This window comes from Nonomuraea sp. IBHARD001 (genome assembly GCF_056106265.1).
This window is the reverse complement of the sequence record NZ_JBWBBW010000002.1, coordinates 6,413,360-6,430,079: the sequence shown is the minus strand read 5'-3', so window position 1 is coordinate 6,430,079 and position 16,720 is coordinate 6,413,360. Positions and strand designations below refer to the sequence as shown.

Genomic DNA, 16,720 nt, shown 5'->3' with positions numbered 1-16,720 from the left:
GTGTCACAGTGTAGACGTGGACCACGAATCAATGCTCTGGTGCGGCTGGGGCGACCCGGCGAAGGCGGCCGACCTGCCCGAGTCGATCCGCGTGCTGCTGCACGACCTGCTCGGCGTACGCGCCCCGGCCGAGCCCGCCGCACGCCTCGACGAGGTACGGCTGACGCCGTCCGCACTCGCGCCCGGCCTGCTCACCGCCCTGCGCGAGGTCGTCGGCGAGACGCACGCGCGCGTCGACGACGAGGCCAGGATCAGGCACACGCGGGGCAAGTCCACCCCCGACCTGCTGCGCATGCGCGCCGGAGACGGAGGCGACGCGCCCGACGCCGTCGTCGCGCCCGGCTCGGCCGACGAGGTCGCAGCCGTCCTGCGGCTCTGCGCCGAGCACGCGATCGCGGTCGTGCCCTTCGGCGGCGGCACCTCCGTCGTCGGCGGCCTGGTCGCCGACCGCGCCGGATTCGCCGCGGTGATCGCCCTCGACCTGGCCCGCCTCGACCGGCTGCTCGGCGTCGACACCGAGTCGATGGTCGCCGAGTTCGAGCCCGGCGTGCGCGCCCCGCAGGCCGAACGGCTGCTGGCCGAGCACGGCCTGACGCTCGGCCACTTCCCGCAGTCCTTCGAGTACGCCACACTCGGCGGATTCGCCGCCGCCAGGTCGAGCGGCCAGGCATCGGCGGGCTACGGCCGCTTCGACGACATGGTCGTCGGCCTCACCGTCGCCACCCCCACCGGCTCGGCCGACCTCGGCCGCGCGCCCAGGTCGGCGGCCGGGCCCGACCTGCGCCAGCTCTTCCTCGGCTCCGAAGGCGCCTTCGGCGTCATCACCTCACTCCGCCTGAGAGTACGGCGGGCGCCCGCACTGAAGACGTACGAAGGCTGGCGGTTCGAGTCGTTCGCCCAAGGAGTCGCCGCACTGCGGACACTCGCCCAGCAGGGCCCGCTGCCGACCGTGCTACGGCTGTCTGACGAGACCGAGACGATGATCGGCCTGGCCAAGCCCGGCGCGATCGGCGGCGGGGAGACCGGCTGCCTGGTCATCGCCGGGTACGAGGGCGAGGTGCAGGACGTCGCCGACCGGCGTGCGGGCGCCGCCGCTGTGCTCGGCCGCATGGGCGGCACACCGCTCGGCGAGGAGCCGGGCCAGGCGTGGGCGCACGGGCGTTTCGCGGCGCCGTACCTGCGGGACTCGTTGCTGGCGGTCGGGGCGACGGTGGAGACGCTGGAGACGGCCGGGTTCTGGGGCGGCCTGCCCCGGCTGTACGACGCGGTGCGGCTGGCGCTGCACGGGGAGCTCGGGTCGCCGCTGGTGATGTGCCATGTGTCGCACGTGTACGAGACCGGGGCCTCGCTGTACTTCACCGTCGTGACCGCGCAGAGCGGGGATCCCCTGGCGCAGTGGCGGGCGGCCAAGGACGCGGCCGGACAGGCCATCGTGACGGCCGGGGGGACGATCTCCCATCACCACGGGGTCGGGCGTGATCATCTCGCCGCCTATGCCCAGGAGGTGGGGCCGGTGGGGGTGGAGATCCTGCGCTCGGTCAAACGCACGCTCGACCCGGCGGGGATCATGAATCCGGGCGTGCTGATCCCCTGACGCCGTCGCGTGCCGTTGTCCTGGAACGGGCGTCAGGCGGGGTCGGACTCGGCGGCCTCGGTGAGGGCTTCGGCGGCCTCGACGTGGCGGTCGAGGCCCTCCAGGATCTCGGCCATGCCGCTGAGCGCCACCACCAGCGGTGCGCCGCCCAGGACGCGGGCGAGTGTCACGGCCTCCTGCAGCGGGACGAGCGCCTCGGCGCCCCTGCGCCGCCCGGCCAGCAGCCTGGCGTGCACCAGCAGGGCGCGGGCCAGCAGGGCGCGACGGCAGACGGGATCCTCGGCGACCAGCGCACGGGCCAGGGCGACGGCCCGCTCGGCCGTGCGCAGCCCGCCGCCGCCGAACCTGCCCTTGGCCTGCGTCTGGGCATAGGCGAGCAGCGCCTCGATCCTGTCGGCCTCCGCCGTGCCCCGTCGCGCGGAGTCGTTGAAACCTTGCCGGGCCATGGTCAGCCCCTCTCACCTCCGGGACAGGCTCGTCTCCGCTCGCTGCGGGGAAACCCGCGGCAAAGCCCCCATGCGGCATCCCGATCCGAACGCCCTCGCCTCGCGCTCACTGATCGCACCGGTGGAAACGGCCTTCCCTCCCTGGCCCGTTATCCTCTCGCCCCTCATGCCCCACAGCCAAGACCTGGGTAACTGGCACTCCAGGTAGTTGCCCGCATACCGCCTGATGGAAGAGCGGTGCGGAAATCAGTCCGGATTTGGTGCGGGTATCGAAGATCGCGGCAAAGATATGGTCATGGTGGAAGTCGCGGCGGAACGTGGAAGGCAGGCGTCCTCTCGGGTCTCCGAAGAGGGCGCCGGATGGTCGTGTCAGCAGGTCGGGACCTATGTCGGACTGCAACCGAACAAGGAGCGCTTCTCCTGGCTGAGCCCGAGGACGCTCTGGCGCTCGCGCAACGAGATCCTGTCCGGGCTCTTCGGCGACCCCTCGGCCGAGGTGCGCAAGAGGTGGATCGCCGCCCAGGTCGCACGCGGCGTCGACCCCGCGTTCACCCTCACGCCCGAGGTGGGCGACAGCTTCGACTTCCTGCTGCTCGGCGACCCCGGCGAGGGTGACGCCTCGCAGTACGCCGTCGTGCCGGGCCTGCTCAAGATCGGCCAGGGCACCAGCTTCGCGATCATCGCGAGCGACGTCATCTACCCGGTCGGATCGGGCAACGACTACTGCGACAAGTTCTTCCGCCCGTACAAGGACTATCCAGCCCCCATCTATGCGATCCCCGGCAACCACGACTGGTACGACGGACTCGGCGGGTTCATGCGCGTGCTGTGCGACGCGCCGAGGCTCGACCCCGAGCCGAAGCCGTCCGGGCCCGGCGCCCTGCTCTGGCGGCGGCCGGACCCGATCGACGAGGCCGCGCTGGCCCAGGCCAGGACGATGCGCGGCGCGCCCGGTCAGGTCTCGCACCAGCGCAGTCCGTACTGGGTGATCGACACGCCGAGCCTGCTGGTCGTCGGCATCGACACCGGGATCAAGGGCGTCATCGACGCCGAGCAGGAGGCCTGGCTGCGCAGTACCTCCCTCGATCCCAGGCCCAAGATCCTCGTCACCGGCAAGCCGATCTACACGCGCAACGACTACAAGCCGTCGCCGCTGGCCGGTGGGGGCACGGTCGACGACATCGTGCGCGATCCGGCCTACCGCTATGTCGCGGCGATCGGCGGCGACGTGCACAACTACCAGCGGTATCCGGTGCGGGTGGGCGATCGGGTGATCCAGTACATCGTCTCGGGAGGCGCGGGGGCCTTCATGCACGCCACGCACACGATCAGGCGGGTCGACGTCGCGGGTGTGCACGAGGACGACTTCAAGGCCTACCCGTTGCGCGGCGACTCGCTGTCGTTCTACAGCCAGCTCTACAGCAGGCGATTCCGGATGAAGTGGCTGTTCCTGCGTCCGGCCGAGGCCGCCCGGATCATGGTCGAGCAGATCGGCAACACACCGGTGCGCCCGGTCACCGAGGAGGTCGTCATCACGCGGCGCATGCGCTGGGCGGCGCGGGTGCTCGGCGCCTGGCCGATGCCGTTCAGGCTGCCGGTGGGCACGGTCTTCCACAGGTACCTGTCGGAGTTGTCGGACTGGGACACGCCGCCGTTCTTCAAGAGCTTCCTGCACCTGTCGGTCAAGCCCGATCTGCTGACCATCCGGTGCTTCGCGGCGACCGGCTGCCTGCCCCAGGAGGAGGAGCCGCCGATGGAGGACGAGGTGGCCATCTCGCTGGTCTGAGCGGGCCTCGCGGGAATGTCGCAGGCGCCTGGCACTCTGGTGGCATGCACATCGCGGTGGCGGGCCAGGAGGGCGGCGACGACCTGCCCTCCTTCGTGCGCGCCCGCGAGGCCGCCGACCGGCCGCGCTGGGTCTGGGCCGACACCAGGAGCGCCTACCCGGCGCTGCTGCGCGCGGGAGTGCGCGTCTCGCGCTGTCACGACCTCACGCTGACCGAGGCCCTCCTGCTCGCCCACGACGGCCGCTACGGCGAGCCGCGCTCGGCCGAGGCCGCCCATGCCAGACTGCACGGCCTGCCGGTGCCGGGCGACGCCGACCGGGCCGAGGCCAGGCAGGACACCCTGTTCGAGCCCGAGCGGGCCGAGCTCGGCGTCGAGGCCGTGCGGGAGGTGCTCGCCGACCAGCTGCGCAGGATCGAGGCGCTGCCCGAGCCCGGCCGGTTCAGACTGCTGGTCGCGGCCGAGTCGGCGGGCGCGCTGGTGGCCGCCGAGATGGGCCACGACGGCATGCCGTGGCGGCGTGACGTGCACGACGAGCTGCTGACCGACCTGCTCGGCCCGAGGCCCGTGCACGGCATGCGACCGGCCAAGCTCCAGGCCCTGGCCGACGAGATCGCCGCCGCGCTCGGCCGCGCGGTCAATCCCGACTCGGTGCAGCAGCTGGTCAAGGCGTTCAAGAGCGCCGGCGTCGAGGTCAGGTCGACCAGGTCGGAGGAGCTGCGGCACATCGACCATCCGGCGATCGCGCCGCTGCTGGCCTACAAGGAGCTGGCCAGGCTCTACAGCTTCCACGGCTGGGTGTGGGCCGACCAGTGGGTGCGCGACGGCCGTTTCCGCGCCGAGTATGTCGTGGGCGGCGTCGTCTCGGGCCGCTGGGCGACCAGTGGCGGCGGCGCGCTGCAGATCCCCAAGGTGATGCGCCGCGTCGTGGTGGCCGACCCCGGCTGGGCGCTCGTCGTCGCCGACGCCGCCCAGCTGGAGCCTCGGGTGCTGGCCGCGATGGCCGGTGACCGGGGCCTGGCCCGCGCGGCCGGTGAGATCGACCTGTACTCCGCGCTGGCCCAGTCCTTCGGCGGCGAGCGCGAGAATGCGAAGATCGCCATGCTCTCCGCCATGTACGGAGGCACCAGCGGCGACGCGCCCAAACTGCTGGCCGTCATGCGCCAGCGCTTCCCCCAGGCCTACGCCTTCGTCGAGGAGGCCGCACGCGCGGGGGAGGAGGGCAAGCTGGTGCGGTCCTGGCTCGGCCGCACCAGCCCGCCGCCCTCCGAGCGCTGGCGCGAGCTCGTCTCGGGCCCCGACGGCACCAGGGCCGCCCGCGACAGAGGGCGCTTCACCCGCAACTTCGTCGTGCAGGGCACCGCCGCCGAGTGGGCCCTGTCGCTGATGGCCGTCCTGCGCGGCCTGCTGCCCGACCCCGCGAGGCTGGTGTTCTTCCAGCACGACGAGGTCATGGTGCACTGCCCGCTCGACCAGGCCGAGCAGGTCACAGCAGCCGTGCACACGGCGGCGGACGAGGCGAGCAGACTGCTGTTCGGCGCGACCCCGGTGCGCTTCCCGATGGAGACGACGACGGTCGACAGCTACGCGGACGCCAAGTAGCGGGGTGCTGCGGTGTCGTGCTCAGCGCCGCCCAGGTGTTCGTGGTCGTCACGATGGCCGTGTGGACGCCGGTGCTCAGCGTCGGCTCAGCGCCAGCCATACGCCGGTGATCGTCACCATGACGCCGGTCGCGGTGCCCAGCACGCCGTACGACAGGCCGCCGACGATCGCGCCGGCGGCGACCGTGCCGGTGGCGCCGCAGATGTTCATGATGAGGTCGGACAGCCCCTGCACCGCCGTGCGCCGTTCGAGGGTGACCGCCTCGGTCAGCATGGCCGACCCGGCCACCAGCCCGCACGACCAGCCGGTGCCCAGCACGACCAGCCCGGCCGTGATCTGCGCGACGCCGTGCGGGCCCGCGGTCGCGGTGAGCACGGCGGCGCCGAGCAGTTGCGCCATGCCGAGCAGCAGCACGGGCAGCCTGCCGATGCGATCGGCGAGCCAGCCGACGAGGGGGGACAGGACGTACATACCGGCGATGTGCAGGCTGATCACCATGCCGATGATCGTCACGGTCGCGCCGCCGTGGTTGAGGTGCACGGGGGTCATCGACATCACCGAGACCATCGCGGTGTGGCTCACCGCGATGCCGATCAGCGCCTTGCGCGCCACCGGCGCCGCCCGCAGCGCCGTCCAGGCGTCCCGCACGGTACGGCTTCCCCGCTCCTCCGGCTGTTCGACGTCCGGCCGTACGGCGGTGCGCCGGGCGAGGTTCAGCGGGTCGGGGCGCAGGCCCAGCAGGATGATCGCCATGGCCAGGGCGAAGGACAGGGCGGCGAAGGCGAACGGACCGGCGTCGCGGGCCAGGCCCAGGTGGGCGCCGAGGTCGGCGGCGGGTTCGGCCAGGTTGGGGCCGGCGACGGAGCCGATCGTGGCCGCCCAGACCACGAGGGACAGATGCCTGGCCGAGTGCCCGGGCGGCGAGAGGTCGGTGGCGGCGTACCTCGCGGCGAGGTTGCCCGCGCTTCCCCCGCCGAACAGCACCAGCCCGACCAGCAGCACCGGCCACGACCCGGCGGCGATCGCCCCGACCGCGATCAGGGTGCCGACCAGGGCGGCGGTGTAGGCGAGTCCGAGCCCGGTGCGCCTGCCGCCGCGCCCGGAGGCCTTGGCGGTGGGCAGGGCGAGCAGGGCCGCGCCGAGCACGGTGGCCGTCCCGGCGAACCCGGCGGCGAACGTCGACCCCGACAGCTTCTCCACCACCAGCGAGCTCAACGCCAGTCCGACGGCCACCCCGACCCCACTGGTGATCTGCGCGGCCGACAGGACGACGAGCGTCTTCCGCTGCGCTGATTTCAGGGATTTCCCGGGGGAAATGAGGGCGTTTGTGGGGGTCTGCGTCACTTGTGCAGTGTCGCATGTCAGCCCCGGCCACCCTGAGGCCACACCTCCCGGAGGTCAGGCTGGACTCTCCCCCCGTGGGAGACGGCACGCTGGCGTTCACCGGTCCGCGGTTGGCGGGCCCGGGAGAACCGGTCCGCGGTTGGCGGGCCCGGGAGAAGGAGAACGCAACGATGAGCACGCAAAGCCCTGCGACCCCGCGGCTGGTACGGCTCGCCACCGTCTCGTGTCTCAGTGTGACGGGGATCGGCGAGCCCGGCGGCCCCGAGCACGTGTCGGCCATCGGGGCGCTCTACACCCTGGCGGGCGCGATGGCCCTGCCGGTCGCCCCGCTGGAGGGCCAGTGGTGGGTCGAGGACACGCGCGCGCCCCTGGAGGTGCCCAGGCGGGAATGGCGCTGGCACCTGCTGCTCCCGCTCCCGGGCCTGCCGGAGGGCGGAGCGCTGGAGCGCGCGCGCGAGGCGGCCAGGCCGTCGGGCGCGGCCGTCGACCGGGTGCGCGTCACGCAGGTCACCCCGGGCGAATGCGTCGAGTTCGACCACGTGGGCCCGTACAGCGAGGAGTACCTCTCGCTCAAGGTGATCGACGACTACATCGCCGAGCACGGCCTCATCGCCAACGGCCCGCACCACGAGGTCTACCTGTCAGACATGTCGGAAAGCGACCCCAGCAGAATGCTGACCATCCTCCGCCAGCCCGTCCGCCGGGCCTGAGCCGAGCACCCTCACAGCACCACGACCTCGTCCCCGACGGCGATGCTTCCCACCCCGTCCGGAATGAGGTTGACGCCGAACAGCAGGCTCTTGCCCACCTTGCGATGCGTCGCCAGCGTGCGCAACGGCTCCTTGCCCCTGGTGAGCGTGTCGGGATCGATGGTCGTCAGGACGCATCGCCCGCACGCCTTCACCGACCTGAACCCGACCTCCCCGATCCTGATCCGCTTCCACCGATCCTCCTGGAACGCCTCGGCCACCCCCGAGACCACCACGTTCGGCCGGAACCGCCGCATCGGCAGCGCTGCGGGAAGCTCCTCGCTGCGTTCGGCCGCGTGTTCGGCGATCCAGTCGTTGAGCAGGGCCAGGGAGGCGGTGGAGGTGAGCAGCAGGGGATAGCCGTCGGCCAGGTTCACCCGGTCGGCGGGCGTGCCGTAGTCGGGGTCGACCGCACGCCTGGTCGGGTCGTCGAGCCAGGCCAGGCGTGCACGCAGGCCGAGCAGGTCGCTCAGCCAGGCGGCGGCCTCCTCACCACCGTCGCGCAGGGCGACCGGTGTGCGCCAGATCCGCACCTCGCTCGTCGTCTCCGCCGGACGTACGGCCAGCGGTCCGGCATGCGGGCCGTACAGGGTGAGGGGCGCTCCGGGCGCGACGGGGAGTTCGGCGCGCACCGACAGCAGGCGGGGGTGTTCGCGGGCGGTCAGCATCGTGCCTTCGGCGTCCGTCACGACGTAGCGGCGGTCGCCTGCCAGGCCCCACGGCTCCACCTGGGCCGTGCGCAGGTCGTGGCCCTGGGTGGACTTGACGGGATAGATGTGGATGCCGTCGAGCTTCATACGGTCAGGCTAGCGGTCAGGTGGTGGGGTGGAAGGTGTCGAAGAAGACCTGGCGCACCTCGGCCTCGCCGTCCCACTTGAGTTCGGGCATCACCATGCTGATCTTGAAGGCCGTGGTCTCGTCGATGCTGGCGTATCTGGTGATCGCCCGCATGGGCACGCCGTTGGCCAGCGCGTAGGTGTACTCCCAGTCGGCCGCCTTCCAGTCGTTGTACGACGTGGCGGCGAGCTGGATCTCGATGTAGTCGGCGACCTCGGTGTCGGCCTTGGCCCGGCCGAGCTCGGACAGCCCGCCGTCGTCTGCGGGCGCGGCGGTCTCGACGGTGATCTTCATCATCGAGTCCTTCGGTCCGGTGAACGTCGCCTCGTCCCCCGACCTGACGGCCTTCCACTCCTTCGGCGTCGCGGCCGAGAACCCGGCGGGCGTGTGCTGCACATACCCGTCGGGTACGGCTCCGCCGGGCGAGGGCGGGTCGCCGACGGGCTCGCTGGAGGAGACCGAAGGCGCGACGGGAGGCGCCTGGCGGTTGGACAGGATCGCCACCGTCGCGGCGGCGGCCAGCGCGGCGGCGACCACGGCGACCAGGACCAGCTTCAGCGCCCTGCCACCACCCCTGCTCCGGCGCGAACGGCCGGGCGGCGGCGGCTCCACGCCCCTGCGGCCGCGGCTCTCGCCGGTCGCCGCGCGGCTGCGGGCCCCGGCGGTGCTCTCGCCGGTCGCGCCGCGCGACCTGCCGCCCCGAGCCGCCTCGCGGGCGTGCTCGCGCAGGTCCTCGGGCGCGGCCAGCGGCCACAGCGCGGCGGCCGGGTCGGCGCCGTCGAGCACGTGCGGACCCGAGGCGAGCGAGAGCGGCCCGAGCCCGAACGGCTCGGCGGGTTCGGCGACGGCGGCCCGCATGACGGGCGAGGGCGCGGCCAGCGGCCCCGACGCGGCGAACGGGTCCGGCCCGGCGAAGGGGTCGGCGAACGGGTCGAGCGGCAGCGAGGGGCCCGGCTTGACGCCTGAGAACGGTCCCGAGCTCGCGAACGGGTCGCTGGGCGCGATCAACTGGGGCGCGGGCGCGGGATCGCCGAACACCAGCGGCCTCAGCTCGGCGGACCCCACCACGGAGGGCCACTCGTCGACCGGCGTCTGCCGCTTGGCCCCGAAGTCCTGCGCGGCGGCCCCGAAGCCGTGCGGATCCGGCGCCGCCGCGGCCTGGACGCCGTAGGAGGCGTCGTGGCCGCCGGGCGCGGCCAGCAGGTCGGTGCGGTACGCGGCCGAATGGCCGGACATGGCGTCGTAGGGCGGCAGGCCGTAGCCGTCGGACACGGCGGGGTCGTAGGGCACACGGACGGGCCCCGAAGGCGTCTCGACGACTCGCGAGGGCATCGGGCCGGACGGCGGGTCGAGGGGCGGCAGCGGGTGCGAGGGCGCCGGGCCCGTAGGGATCGGCCCGGCGATGGTCTCGTGGCCGCGTGGCGCGGTGGAGCCGTGGGTGAGCAGGATGCGTTCGAGCTGCTCGTGCACCTGGGCGGAGGTCAGCCGGTCGGCGGGGTTCTTGCGCAGCAGCCCTTCGATCACGGGCAGCAGGGCTCCGGCCCGCTGCGGCCGAAGCGGCTCCTGGGTGAGCACGGCCCCGAGCACGCCGATCGCGTCCGGCCCCTCGTAGGGCGGTCGCCCCTCGACGGCGGCATACAGCGTCGCGCCGAACGACCACAGGTCGGCCGCGTGCGTGATCGGCTGGCCGGACAGCCGCTCCGGCGGGATGTAGGCGGGCGAGCCCATGAGCAGGCCGGTCTGGGTGATGGTGACGTCGCCCTCGATGGCGGCGATGCCGAAGTCGGTGAGCACCACGCGGTCGGAGGTCAGCAGCACGTTGCCCGGCTTGACGTCGCGGTGCAGGATCCCGGCCGCGTGCGCGTGCCTGATCGCGTCGAGCACTCTGATGCCGATCTCGGCGGCCTGCACGACCGGGAGCGGTCCGCTCTGCCGTACGGCCTGCTCAAGGGACCAGGCGCGGACCAGCTCCATGACGATCCACGGGCGGCCGTCCTCCTCGACGACGTCGTGCACGGTCACGATGCCGGGATGGGCGAGCCTGGCGGCCGAGCGGGCCTCGCGCAGCATGCGGCGGTGTGCGACCTGTTTTCCGGCATTGTCCAGGCCATAGGGCAGGATGAGCTCCTTGACCGCGACGTCGCGGTCGAGCAGCACGTCATGGGCGTGCCACACCATGCCCATGCCGCCTCTGCCGACGGGTGACATCAACCGGTATCGCCTGCCGACCAATCGGCCTTGGCTCTCCGAGACGCCGCTCGGCGCGCCGTGCCCCTCGGCATCGGCGGGTGCCTTACCGAGCAACCGATCGGCCGTCATACCCCGCCCTCTCCAACCTCTTGGGAAACTGGGATTCTTCCAGATTATGAGGCTGGCCACGATATCGGGAGGGCATTCCGGAAAGGAAGGTGAGATTTCGGTCTGGACACTCCCATAGTCGAACATTTGCGTCAATGGCTGTAACGACCTGCGATAACGTCAATTCGGCGGGTTAATGGAACAAGTTACTTACCTATTAATGCGCGCTCTCCGCGAGCGCCAGGAGAGCCGCTGTGAACGCCTCGCGCGGCGGGCTGACCAGCCCCGCTCCAACTTGTCCCGTTCCAGCGACCCGTCCCGCGATGCCGGTGTTCACCACGGGCAGCAGACCGGTCCTCGCGACGAGCGTCACATCGACGCCGACCGGGGTCCCCCTGAAGCCGAGCGCGGGGATCTGGTACGCCGGGTGCTCGGCCAGGGTGATCTCGTACATCGACAGGGTCGCGGCCGTCGCGGCGGCCACGTCGCCGCCGACGAACCTGACGATCGCCGGGGCCGCCGCCATCGCGAAGCCGCCCAGGCCGCTCGTCTCGGTGATCGTCGAGTCGCCGATGTCGGGATTGGCGTCGTCGGGGCCGAACGCGCCCAGGTACAGGCCGTCCGGCACTCCGGCGGGGCCGGTGAACCAGCGGTCGCCCAGCCCCGAGACCTGGACGCCGAAGTCGGTGCCGTTGCGTGCCATCGCCACCACCAGCGACGAGCCGGGCACGTCCCTGGCCGCGTCGGTCGCCGCCTTGCCCGCCGCCATGGCCGGATTGAGGAAGAAATGGTCGTTGCCACCGGCGAAACGCAGGACCTCGGCCGCCAGGCCCGGCGCCGCCTCGACCACGGCCGGGGCCAGCTCGCGCAGCAGCAGGGAGGTCGCCGCCCGGTTGCGGTTGTGCAGCTCGTCGCCCATCTGCAGCGCCTGGGCCATCATCGAACGCAGGTCGACGGGCCCGGTCAGCCGCAGCGCCGCGGCCAGCACCGGGCCGAGCACCTCGCCCATCCAGCGCAGCCTGGCCAGCACCTCGGGCCCGTACGCGCCGTAGCGCAGGACCTTGCCCAGGCCCTCGTTCAACGAGCAGAACGCGCTGCCGCCGTGCTCGGCGTCGCGCACCTCGAACATCCACATCGAGGGCGACACCACACCGGCCATCGGCCCGACCGTGCGATGGTGATGGCAGGAGTCGAGACGTACGCTCCCCGCCGCCAGGCGCTCGGCCGCCTCGCCGGGATCGGCGGCCAGCCCTTCGAGCATCATCGCGCCGATCAGCGCCCCCCGCATCGGCCCGGACGCCCGCTCCCAGGTGATCGGCGGCCCGGCGTGCAGGAAGGTGCCCTTCGAAAGGCTCAGCGCCTCGTGCGCGGGCCGTACGGCGACCAGTTGCGGGCGTGCCGAGACCAGCCTGGCGACCGCGCGCTCGTTGGCCGCGCTCCTGCGCGGGTCGGCCAGCACCCGGGCCAGCGCCCGCTCGGTGCCGGGCGCGGGCGGACGCCACTCGACGGCCGTGCGGCGTACGGCCTGCGCGTCGAGCGCCTCGCCGAGCAGGGCGGCGCCCACGGTGATCACATGAGGTTCGGCGGCCAGCACAGGAAGAACTGTCACGAGGTGCCCCGTTGGGTGAGAAGGACGGCATGCCGCGCGGCCTGGGCGTTGGAGGCGAAGACGGCGGCCCCCGCGGCGGCCAGCGCCTGGGTCTGGGCGCTCAGGCCCTGTGGGTCGCCCTCGGTGCCGACCAGCGCGACGACCACACGGGCGCCGCTCGCGGCGACGGCGGGTGCGAGCGTGGCGGCGGGGTCGGGGTCCGCACCGTGGCCGAGCACGACGTCCATGAGCACCACGTCGCCGTCCGGCACCGCCCTGAGCGCCTCCAGGCGCAGCGCCGGGTCGATCATGGGATGGGCCCGGCCCCGGGTGTAGACGTCGTCGCCGTAGTCGGTGAACGTGCCCTGCCCGGCGATCAGCTCGGCCTCGACGCACAACGTGCCGCCCGAGTACAGCCCGTGCAGCCGTACCGCGCCCGGCGCCCGTGCCGCAGCGCCCGTTTCGTCCTGCGAGTGCGGCCGCGCCTCGCCCGGCGCCCGGATGTCGTCGCCCGGTGTGGAGGGCCAGGTCGCGGCTGGTCTGCCGAGGGCGGCGAGCGCCTGTTCGGCGGCCTGGGTCAGGTCGGCGCCGGTGCCGAGCATCGCGGTGACGACCGGGGTCTTGAGCGTGGAGAGCGCGTCGAGCACGGCCGTGCGCACCGATGGCGCGGGCGGTTTGGAGATCAGCACGATGAGTTCGGTGCCGGGATCGGCATCCAGTGCGCGCAGGGCTCTCAGCGTCGAGCGGCCGGCCACCTCGGCCGACAGGTCCCTGCCGCCCACCCCGAGCACATGGCTGACGCCGACCCCGGCCAGGTCGAGCAGGCTGGTCACCTGCTGCGCGCCCGTCCCGGACGCCGCCACCACGCCGACCGGGCCCGGTCGCAGCACGTTCGCGAAGCCGAGGCCCACACCGGAGATCACCGCCGTGCCGCAGTCGGGCCCCATCACCAGCACGTCCCGCGCCTGGGCCAGCTCCTTGAGCGCGACCTCCTGGGCGACGGGGACGTTGTCACTGAAGATCATCACTGACAGCCCGGCCTCGACGGCGTCGAGCGCCTCGGCGAAGGCGTGCTCGCCCGGCACCGAGACCAGGACCAGATCCCCGGCGCCACCGCGTGCCGCCGAGCGCACCGTGCGCGGCGCGACCTCGGCCGCCCCTGCCCGCTCGGGTACGGCCAGCGCCGCCAGCAGCCGCTCCAGCTCGGCCCCGGCGGCGGCCAGCACCCCGCTCTCCCCGGCGCGCAACGCCACCAGCAGGCCCGAAGGGTCGGCGGGCGGCACCTCGAAGCCGAGGTCGCGGGCCAGGCCCAGGTTCAGCTCGGTCGCCATCGCCACGATCGCCACCTGCATGCCGCCGATCCCGGCCAGCGATCTGCTGACCCGCATCAGGCTCACCGAATCGTGGTAGACGCCGGACCTGACGCTCACCGCGTCGAGTGCCGTCCCAGCGCTCATCGTGCCCTCCAGCTACCCGATCCGTACGTCTCGTTCAGCGCGGACACCGCCGCGAGTCCGATGCTCAACCCCTGCGCCAGGTCGGCGCCCGAGGTGTGGCCCAGGCGCAGCAGCCTGGTCAGCGCCGGTTGCAGCGCCTGCCGTCCGGCGACGCCGCGCAGGACGGCCAGCACCTCGGGGCTGGCCTCGCCCCTGGCGGCGCAGTGCAGCAGGGTGGCCGAGATCGGCGTGGTGCGGGTGCGCGCGTCGAAGGTGACGGCGGCGGCCAGCCAGTCGGCCAGCCACACCGCCCGGTCCACACCGGTCGAGGCGCCGAGATGCCGCAGCGCCAGCAGCAGTCCGGCCAGCACGTCGTCGCCACTGGGCGTCAGGCCGGGCCCGAGCCCGACCAGTTGCTCGGCCGCGCCCACCGTCATCAGCAGCGACCCGGTCGCGGCGCCTTCGGCCAGCAGGGCGACCGCCGCACTGCCTTCGAGGCCGGGCCTGCGCGAGGACTCCACCGCCATCGCGGGCAGGGCGACCGCCAGCCGTTCGGGGTCGACGGGGCCGAGCGGCGGCGCGGGATCCCACCAGCGCCTGGCCCGCAGGCTCACCGGCCCGAACTCCACCAGCCCGTCGCCCACCGAGGCCTGCTCGCCGACGCTCATCCTGGGCATGTCCTCGGCCAGGACGACCGAGTTGGGCAGCCGGGTGGCCTGTCCGCTGACCACCGCGATCACGGCGGGCTCGAACTCGGTGCGCACCTCCAGATAGACGCCCGAGGGGAAGGCGGCGAGCACGCGCGCGGGCCTGCGCGGCGCTTCGAGCAGGCCGCGCACCGCCGCGCTCGCCGCGCCGGTGGCGTGCGTGCGGACCCGGGGACGCACCTTCGCCTGGACCCGTCCCGCGCTCGTGCCGACAGCCACTCGACCTCGCTCTCCATGCCTGTCGCGGCCCCCCGCTCCTGTGGCTGACCGTAGAACGACCCCTTACCCCGCCGTACGGAGAAAACTGCCAACAGTCGCCCAGAAGGTTGGCTCTTCCTGACAGATGGCTTCATCGGTCACAATCAGCCCATGGAGCCCCCCGTACGCCTGGCCAGCACCGGAACGATCATTCACGGCGTCGCCGTCGGAGAGGTTCTGGGAGTCTCCACGCTGGCGGGTGCCACGCTGATCGCGGGAGAGCGCGGCCTCGGCCGTATCGTGCAGCGCCTCAACGTCATGGAGGTGCCCGACATCCTGGCCTGGGTCAAGCCGCACGAGCTGCTGCTGACCACCGGCTACCCGCTGCGCAACACGCCGCAGTCGCTGGCCAGGCTGGTGGCCGACCTCGACGAGCGCGGGCTCGCGGCGATGGGGATCAAGCTCGGCAGGTACCTGGACGAACTGCCGGGCGAGATGGTCGAGCAGGCCGACCGGCTGGGCTTCCCGCTCATCCTGCTGCCCAACGACGTCGGCTTCGACGACATCCTCAACCAGGTGCTCACCGACATCCTCAACCGCCAGGCCGCCGTCCTGGCCAGGGCTGAGGAGGCGCACCGCGCGCTGGTCCAGGTCGTGCTGAACGGCGGCGGGCTGCGTGAGGTCACGGCCGAGGTCGCGGGCCTGCTCGACGTGGCGGTCGCCGCGGTCGACGGCGGCGGCCGGATCCTGGCCACCGCCGGGCCGCCCGAACACGTTCTGGCCCTGCGCGAGAGCCTCGGCCGGGAGAGCGCACCGGCCAAGGGCGGCGCCAGGGCCACACCGAGCAGGCCGCCCGCGCCGCGCGCCGCGGGCGGACGGCTGTTCGCCACCGTGCCCGTCGTGGCCGGAGGCCACCACCACGGCCGGATCGTCGCGCACAGCCCTTCGGGAACGCTCCGCGACAGCGACATCGGCATTCTGGAACGCGCCGCCACCGTCGCCGCCCTGGTCGTGACCAGACAGGACGCCGTCAACGCGGTGGAGAGCAAGTACCGTGCCGACTTCCTGCGCGACGTGCTCACCGGCCGGGCGGGCACCGCGGACAGGGTGGTGACCAGGTCGCGGGCCTTCGGCTGGGACCTGGAGCGCCCGGTGACGGTCCTGGTGGCCGAGCTCGACCCCGAAGGCGACGAGCGGGTGGCCCAGGACCGGTTGGTCGCCTCCTGGACGGCGGCCCTGCGCAGGCACGACACGCGCGGCGCGGTCGCGGGCTTCTCGCACGAGGTGGTCGCCGTCGTCGACGCCGGGCTGGAGGCGGGACGCATCGCCAAGGACGCGGCGGCGGCCTTCGCCGACACCCTGCCCGCGACGTTCTCCACCGGCACCAGCCGCACGTGCGCCGGGCCGGACGCCCTGCCCGAGGCCTACGCCCAGGCGCTCAAGGCCGCCCGGGTCGGCCGCCAGCTGCACGGCGCCGGAGCGGTCGCGCACTTCGACCAGCTCGGTGTGTACCGCCTGCTCTCGCTCGTGCAGGACACCGGCGAGCTGCATGCCTTCGTCCGGGAGACGCTCGGCCCGCTCGCCTCAGACGACGACGCCGAGAACGCCGACCTGCGCCGCACGCTGCAGGTCCTGCTGGAGACCAATCTGAACGTCGCCGAGACCGCGCGGCGGCTGCACTTCCACTACAACACGCTGCGCTACCGCATCGGCAAGCTGGAGCGCCTGCTGGGCAACTTCACCGAGGACCCGCATCTGCGCCTCAATCTGACGCTGGCCCTGCACGTCCAGCGCATGCGAGGCATCTAGGCTTGTCGGTCGTGGACGAGACCTTCGAGCTTTCCAGTGACTACATCCCGCTGAGCGACCTGCTCAAGTACGTCGGCGTCGCCGACACCGGCGGGCAGGCCAAGCTGCTCGTGGCGGCGGGCGAGGTTTCGGTCGACGGCGAGATCGAGTTGCGCAAGACGTGCAAGATCCGGCAGGGCCAGGTCGTCACCGGAGAGGGATTCCGCATCCGGGTCGTGTGACCCGGTCCGCCGTGCAAGACGACCCCTGGCCAGCCGTAGCTTTTTGGCAGATCATGCCCGTGTAAGGCCGATCACACGGGCCTAATGTGCCCGCAACGGCAAGCAG

General features: G+C 72.8%; 13 protein-coding genes. 6 read left to right on the top strand and 7 right to left on the bottom strand.

What is annotated here, in order from left to right:
* Positions 1–31: 31 nt before the first annotated feature.
* Positions 32–1,594: an FAD-binding oxidoreductase gene (locus ACTWNK_RS31185; protein ID WP_474311025.1), complete on the top strand. Its 1,563-nt coding sequence runs from the start codon at positions 32–34 to the stop codon at positions 1,592–1,594.
* A gap of 32 nt (positions 1,595–1,626) precedes the next feature.
* Here the strand turns inward: ACTWNK_RS31185 and ACTWNK_RS31180 are convergent, their stop codons facing one another.
* Entirely contained in the window at positions 1,627–2,040 is a 414-nt protein-coding gene (locus ACTWNK_RS31180) for a hypothetical protein (protein WP_474308402.1), read from the bottom strand.
* Positions 2,041–2,335: 295 nt separating this feature from the next.
* On the opposite strand from ACTWNK_RS31180, the gene ACTWNK_RS31175 reads away from it, so the two are divergent.
* Together ACTWNK_RS31175 and ACTWNK_RS31170 are read left to right on the top strand one after the other, a co-directional pair.
* The gene (locus ACTWNK_RS31175) at positions 2,336–3,826 is read left to right on the top strand and encodes a metallophosphoesterase family protein (protein ID WP_474308400.1); all 1,491 of its coding nucleotides are present in this window, start codon (positions 2,336–2,338) and stop codon (positions 3,824–3,826) included.
* 44 nt (positions 3,827–3,870) lie between these two features.
* The gene (locus ACTWNK_RS31170; protein WP_474308398.1) at positions 3,871–5,427 is read left to right on the top strand and encodes a bifunctional 3'-5' exonuclease/DNA polymerase; all 1,557 of its coding nucleotides are present in this window, start codon (positions 3,871–3,873) and stop codon (positions 5,425–5,427) included.
* Between the two features lie 75 nt (positions 5,428–5,502).
* Here the strand turns inward: ACTWNK_RS31170 and ACTWNK_RS31165 are convergent, their stop codons facing one another.
* On the bottom strand, positions 5,503–6,771 hold the full coding sequence (locus ACTWNK_RS31165; protein WP_474308396.1) for an MFS transporter: 1,269 nt from the start codon (positions 6,769–6,771) through the stop codon (positions 5,503–5,505).
* Between the two features lie 170 nt (positions 6,772–6,941).
* Between ACTWNK_RS31165 and ACTWNK_RS31160 the strand changes: the two genes are divergently transcribed.
* The gene (locus ACTWNK_RS31160) at positions 6,942–7,481 is read left to right on the top strand and encodes a GyrI-like domain-containing protein (RefSeq protein ID WP_474308393.1); all 540 of its coding nucleotides are present in this window, start codon (positions 6,942–6,944) and stop codon (positions 7,479–7,481) included.
* An 11-nt stretch (positions 7,482–7,492) separates the two neighbouring features.
* On the opposite strand, the gene ACTWNK_RS31155 is transcribed toward ACTWNK_RS31160, so the two are convergent.
* From ACTWNK_RS31155 to ACTWNK_RS31135, 5 genes are all read right to left on the bottom strand, one after another.
* On the bottom strand, positions 7,493–8,317 hold the full coding sequence (locus ACTWNK_RS31155; protein WP_474308391.1) for an MOSC domain-containing protein: 825 nt from the start codon (positions 8,315–8,317) through the stop codon (positions 7,493–7,495).
* 16 nt (positions 8,318–8,333) lie between these two features.
* On the bottom strand, positions 8,334–10,676 hold the full coding sequence (locus ACTWNK_RS31150; RefSeq protein ID WP_474308389.1) for a serine/threonine-protein kinase: 2,343 nt from the start codon (positions 10,674–10,676) through the stop codon (positions 8,334–8,336).
* 196 nt (positions 10,677–10,872) lie between these two features.
* Complete coding sequence (locus ACTWNK_RS31145) at positions 10,873–12,264, bottom strand: YlbE family protein (RefSeq protein ID WP_474308386.1); 1,392 nt, start codon at positions 12,262–12,264, stop codon at positions 10,873–10,875.
* Entirely contained in the window at positions 12,261–13,700 is a 1,440-nt protein-coding gene (locus ACTWNK_RS31140) for an FdrA family protein (protein WP_474308384.1), read from the bottom strand. The genes ACTWNK_RS31145 and ACTWNK_RS31140 overlap by 4 nt, the downstream gene beginning before the upstream one ends.
* Entirely contained in the window at positions 13,697–14,605 is a 909-nt protein-coding gene (locus ACTWNK_RS31135; RefSeq protein WP_474308382.1) for an oxamate carbamoyltransferase subunit AllH family protein, read from the bottom strand. The genes ACTWNK_RS31140 and ACTWNK_RS31135 overlap by 4 nt, the downstream gene beginning before the upstream one ends.
* A gap of 150 nt (positions 14,606–14,755) precedes the next feature.
* Here ACTWNK_RS31135 and ACTWNK_RS31130 point away from each other — a divergent pair, with 150 nt between their 5' ends.
* The gene (locus tag ACTWNK_RS31130) at positions 14,756–16,393 is read left to right on the top strand and encodes a PucR family transcriptional regulator ligand-binding domain-containing protein (protein ID WP_474308380.1); all 1,638 of its coding nucleotides are present in this window, start codon (positions 14,756–14,758) and stop codon (positions 16,391–16,393) included.
* Between the two features lie 11 nt (positions 16,394–16,404).
* Positions 16,405–16,614: an RNA-binding S4 domain-containing protein gene (locus tag ACTWNK_RS31125; protein ID WP_474308378.1), complete on the top strand. Its 210-nt coding sequence runs from the start codon at positions 16,405–16,407 to the stop codon at positions 16,612–16,614.
* Positions 16,615–16,720: the final 106 nt, after the last annotated feature.

Excerpts from the sequence above, each read along its gene's own strand:
- ACTWNK_RS31185 (WP_474311025.1), top strand. The coding sequence starts at position 32 with ATGCTCTGGTGCGGCTGGGGCGACCCGGCGAAGGCGGCCGACCTGCCC.
- ACTWNK_RS31180 (WP_474308402.1), bottom strand. The coding sequence starts at position 2,040 with ATGGCCCGGCAAGGTTTCAACGACTCCGCGCGACGGGGCACGGCGGAG.
- ACTWNK_RS31175 (WP_474308400.1), top strand. The coding sequence starts at position 2,336 with ATGGTGGAAGTCGCGGCGGAACGTGGAAGGCAGGCGTCCTCTCGGGTC.
- ACTWNK_RS31170 (WP_474308398.1), top strand. The coding sequence starts at position 3,871 with ATGCACATCGCGGTGGCGGGCCAGGAGGGCGGCGACGACCTGCCCTCC.
- ACTWNK_RS31160 (WP_474308393.1), top strand. The coding sequence starts at position 6,942 with ATGAGCACGCAAAGCCCTGCGACCCCGCGGCTGGTACGGCTCGCCACC.
- ACTWNK_RS31155 (WP_474308391.1), bottom strand. The coding sequence starts at position 8,317 with ATGAAGCTCGACGGCATCCACATCTATCCCGTCAAGTCCACCCAGGGC.
- ACTWNK_RS31150 (WP_474308389.1), bottom strand. The coding sequence starts at position 10,676 with ATGACGGCCGATCGGTTGCTCGGTAAGGCACCCGCCGATGCCGAGGGG.
- ACTWNK_RS31140 (WP_474308384.1), bottom strand. The coding sequence starts at position 13,700 with ATGAGCGCTGGGACGGCACTCGACGCGGTGAGCGTCAGGTCCGGCGTC.
- ACTWNK_RS31130 (WP_474308380.1), top strand. The coding sequence starts at position 14,756 with ATGGAGCCCCCCGTACGCCTGGCCAGCACCGGAACGATCATTCACGGC.